The sequence below is a fragment of the Streptomyces scabichelini genome (assembly GCF_011045015.1).
Lineage (GTDB): Bacteria > Actinomycetota > Actinomycetes > Streptomycetales > Streptomycetaceae > Streptomyces > Streptomyces scabichelini.
The window spans coordinates 1-3,787 of the sequence record NZ_JAAKZY010000403.1; the positions used below are offsets into that span (position 1 = coordinate 1).

The window sequence follows — 3,787 nt, forward strand, 5'->3', positions numbered from 1 at the left end:
TGGGCCGGGACACGTGTATAAGAGACAGGCTCTGGGACGTCCGATCGCCGCTTTGTACTTGTTGGGTGGGGCGCAGAGGCGCGGCGCTCGGCATCCCGGCGCGTCCCCTTCCGCCGGTTGGGCGGCCACCGGCCGGTGGGCCTTCGATCCGCCCACGCGCCGCCCCCGCCGTGCGCGGTACGGCGACCGCACCCCGTCAGGGGCGCGGGGAACTGCGCGATCGGCGTGCCGGACTTCACGTTGCGCTTCAGCGAGGGCGAGGAACTCGCCCGCTTCGACACCGGCGGCCCCGTGGTGTCCGGAGAGCCCGCCGATCTCCTCGCGTGGCCGGCCGGCCGGGCGTCCGGCGCTCGCCTCGACACGACGGGCGACCTGCCGGTGCTGCCGCCGTGGCTCTGACGTCCCGCGCGCGGCGGGGTCCGCACCGGGACAGCCGCGACACCAGAGTGACCCTCTGTCTGCGGCTGCCGACCGCGCATCACAGACCTGCCCCCTGTGCGATAGCCGGCTACGTGTGCGTGCTTCCGTACGAGGCACTGTGCGGCCTGCGGCGGACGCTCCAGTCGAAGGTGCCGCGGCAGACCGGGGTGCCCTCCGTGTCGGTGACCCCGGCTCGGGTGGAGAGGCGTGCTCGGTCGGTCTCACCCGACAGGAGCCGGCGCAGGGTGCGGTGGGCCTCGTCGCCCAGGCGGCAGGTGGCCAGTAAGCGGCCTCGGGCCGGGGCGAGGAACTCCAAGGACGCCGCCGCGCCCAGGGGGACGACGTCCTCCATCTCCTCGTTCCGCTCGCTCGTGGCGATGATCGCGGCCAGCCCGACCGCGTCGATCAGGGCGATGAGAGCGCTGGAATGCAGCGAGCCGATGACGTTCGTCAGCTCCTGGGGTGTCTCCAGCGCGACCTCGGCCATGCCGTCCGCGGCCCGGAGCACTTCGACACCGGCGGTGCGATGGGCCGGGATGGGCTCGAGGAGTTTACGGGCCAGTGCCGTCATGTCCATCGCCACAGGATCGCGGCGTGGGTTGACGGCCGGGTGACGTCCAGGACAAGGGCCGGCGTCGGCGGGAATTCGAAGTCGGCTCGCAGCCGGCCCGAAGTCAGCTCGGACTCAGTAGGACCGCAGCCCCATGCTCCGCGCTATCCCGTTGCGCTGGATCTGACTCGTACCGCCCGAGATCGTGGCGACGATGGACTCGCGGTAGCGGAAGCTCATCACGCTCTCCGTCGAGAAGCCGTGCCCGGCGCACACCTGCATGCCGAGTCGGGCGGCGGCCACGTACGTCTCCGACCCCTTCAGTTTCGCCATCGAGCCCTCCCGGGTGCACGGCTTGCCCTGGGCCAGCAGCCAGGCCGCGCGGTACGCGAGCAGCCGGGCGGAGTCGATCTCGGTCTGCAGGTCCGCCATCGCGTGGGCGAGTGCCTGGAAGTTGCCGATCGGGCGGCCGAAGGCGTGCCTGGTGCGCGCGTACTCCAGCATCTCGTCCAACGTGGCCTGGGCGGCGCCCAGATAGCCTCCGCTGATGATCACCTTCTCCAGCTCGATGTTGGAGAGCATGACCTTCCAGCCCTCGTCACGCGGACCGACCAGGTTCTCCTTCGGCACCAGGGCGTCGTTGAAGAAGACCTCGTTGGTGCCGAGGATGTGCCGGGCCAGGGTCGGTGTGCGGCGCACCTCGACGCCGTCGACCGTGGGGTCGACGAGCAGCAGGCTGATGCCGCCGTGCTTGGGCTCCCGGGGCCCCGTACGCACGTACGTCGCGATGGTGGTGTCCGGCAGTCCGCCGCCCGTGCACCAGGCCTTCTGGCCGCGTACGAGGAAGTGGTCGCCGTGGTCCTCGGCGGTGGTGCGCAGGGCCGCGGCGTCGGAGCCGCTGTCCGGTTCACTGAGGCCGACGGCGAGCCGGTGGCGGCCGGTCATGACGCTGTCCCGGATGAAGCGGCGCTGTTCCTCGTTCCCCCAGCGGAACACCGTGATGCCGGGGATGAGTACGCCGATGTAGCACATGGCGACGTCGAAGCTGGCCCGTCCGAGTTCCTCGGCGATCAGGATGAGCTCCAGCGGTCCGCCGCCGTCGCCGCCCTCGTCCTCGGCGAACGGGAGCGAGAACCAGCCGAGTTCGGCCATGCCCGCGAACAGCTCGGGCGGTACGGTCCCCTCGTCGTCCCACCGCTTCGCCTTCTCGGCGGGGCAGACGTCCGCGACGAACTGCCGTGCCGTCGCCCGCAACAGGTCCTGCTCGTCGGTCAGCCCGAAGTCCACGGCTACTCCTCGCACCAGCATCCGCCAATTCATCTATCTAATTGTTCTATGTTAGCGGATGCAGCCCAGTTCCACCCCACACACCTCCTGGGTGCCGACGGCCGCGGCGCGGCGGGCGTCCGCGTCCGCGGCGCGGCTCTCGGGAGTGCGGGGTGCCGTCACCGAACAACCGGGTTTCCCGGCGCATCGCATCGCCAGGACTGCCCACCGCATCGCCAGGACTGTGGATCCGGGCAGTCTCCCCCGTTTGATCGATTGATCGCTACCATGGGCGCATCGCGCGAAATTCGATCGCGCAAACCGCCGTGCGGTCGAGCTCCGGCGGCGCGGCCGACGCGGACGGAAGCGGTGGGGACATGCGGGAGTCGGCGGAGAAACGGCAGACCCGGATCGCTGAGGTGGTGCGGGATCGGGGCGTCGCGCGCATCACCGACCTCGCCGACGAACTCGGCGTCTCCGTCGTCACGGTGCGCCGGGACGTCGAGGAACTGGCCCGGCGAGGGGAAGTGCGCCGCGGGCACGGGGTGGCGCGATCGCTGCGGCCGGTGCCGGAGGTGAGTACCGCCGGGGGTGACGCCGTGGCCATGATCGTTCCCGAGCGCAACACCTATCTCACCGACGCCGTGCAGGCCGCACGGGAGGCGGCGGAGAAGGCCGGACTGCGACTCGCTCTGCACATCGCCGCCGACGAGAGCGGGGCGGAGCGAGAGGCGGTGCGCGAGGCGGTGCGCCAGGCGCTGGACGCCGGGGCGCGCGGACTGCTGCTCTCGCCGCACTGGCGCACGCAGGCCGAGGCCGACGCGGACCACTCGTGGCTGTCCGACCTGGACGTGCCTACCGTGCTGGTGGAGCGGCGCCCCGCACGGACCAGCGCGCTCTACCCGCTGGACTGCGTGCGCTCGGACCACGCGTACGGCGTGCACCTGGCGCTCGGGCACCTGGTCGGTCTCGGGCACCGGCGGATCGTACTGGCGGCGCGCGACGACAGCCCCACCGCCCGGGCCATCCGCGCCGAGTTCACCGAGCAGACCGCCGCCCGGGGGCTTGCCGAGGGGTGCCGTACGATCCTCAGCTCGCGCACCGCGGGCCCCGACCCGCGCGCCGCCGACCCGCGGGCGGCGGAACTGGCCGAGGTGCTGGCGGACAGCGGCGCGACGGCGGTGCTGATCCACAGCGACAGGGACGCGCTGGTGCTGGTGCAGCGGCTGCAGGCCGCGGGGATCGACGTACCCGGTCAGTGTTCGGTGGTCGCGTACAACGACGTGGTCGCCGACATGGGGCCGGTCCCGCTGACGGCGGTCGCCCCGCCCAAGGCGGAGCTCGGCCGCGTCGGTCTCGACCTGCTGCTGCGTCGGCTCGACATGGCGCGCGAGGGGCTCCGTCCCGGTGCCACCCGTCATCTGGAACTGCTGCCGGGTCTCGTGATCAGGGAGTCCACGGCACCGCCGGCGGCCTGATCCCGTCCACGGGCCGCCTGGCACCCGGCACTGGCACCCGGCACCCGGCCCTCGAACCCGACCCCCGATCCCC

At 72.1% G+C, this 3,787-nt stretch carries 4 protein-coding genes; 2 read left to right on the forward strand and 2 right to left on the reverse strand.

The genetic code is table 11. The features are described 5' to 3' along the window. Positions 1 to 135: 135 nt before the first annotated feature. Complete coding sequence (locus G5C60_RS49910) at positions 136 to 399, forward strand: hypothetical protein (RefSeq protein WP_338146158.1); 264 nt, start codon at positions 136 to 138, stop codon at positions 397 to 399. Positions 400 to 508: 109 nt separating this feature from the next. Here the strand turns inward: G5C60_RS49910 and G5C60_RS49915 are convergent, their stop codons facing one another. Together G5C60_RS49915 and G5C60_RS49920 are read right to left on the reverse strand one after the other, a co-directional pair. Continuing rightward, positions 509 to 997 (reverse strand): PaaI family thioesterase, encoded by a 489-nt coding sequence (locus tag G5C60_RS49915; RefSeq protein WP_165270831.1) that lies wholly within the window; start codon positions 995 to 997, stop codon positions 509 to 511. 108 nt (positions 998 to 1,105) lie between these two features. Next, complete coding sequence (locus G5C60_RS49920; protein ID WP_165270833.1) at positions 1,106 to 2,257, reverse strand: acyl-CoA dehydrogenase family protein; 1,152 nt, start codon at positions 2,255 to 2,257, stop codon at positions 1,106 to 1,108. A 356-nt stretch (positions 2,258 to 2,613) separates the two neighbouring features. Between G5C60_RS49920 and G5C60_RS49925 the strand changes: the two genes are divergently transcribed. Beyond that, a complete protein-coding gene (locus G5C60_RS49925; protein WP_165270835.1) occupies positions 2,614 to 3,714 on the forward strand; it encodes a LacI family DNA-binding transcriptional regulator in 1,101 nt (366 codons plus the stop codon). The last annotated feature ends 73 nt before the right edge of the window (positions 3,715 to 3,787 follow it).

Coding starts and splice junctions, on each gene's coding strand:
- G5C60_RS49915 (WP_165270831.1), bottom strand. CDS start 997: ATGGACATGACGGCACTGGCCCGTAAACTCCTCGAGCCCATCCCGGCC.
- G5C60_RS49925 (WP_165270835.1), top strand. CDS start 2,614: ATGCGGGAGTCGGCGGAGAAACGGCAGACCCGGATCGCTGAGGTGGTG.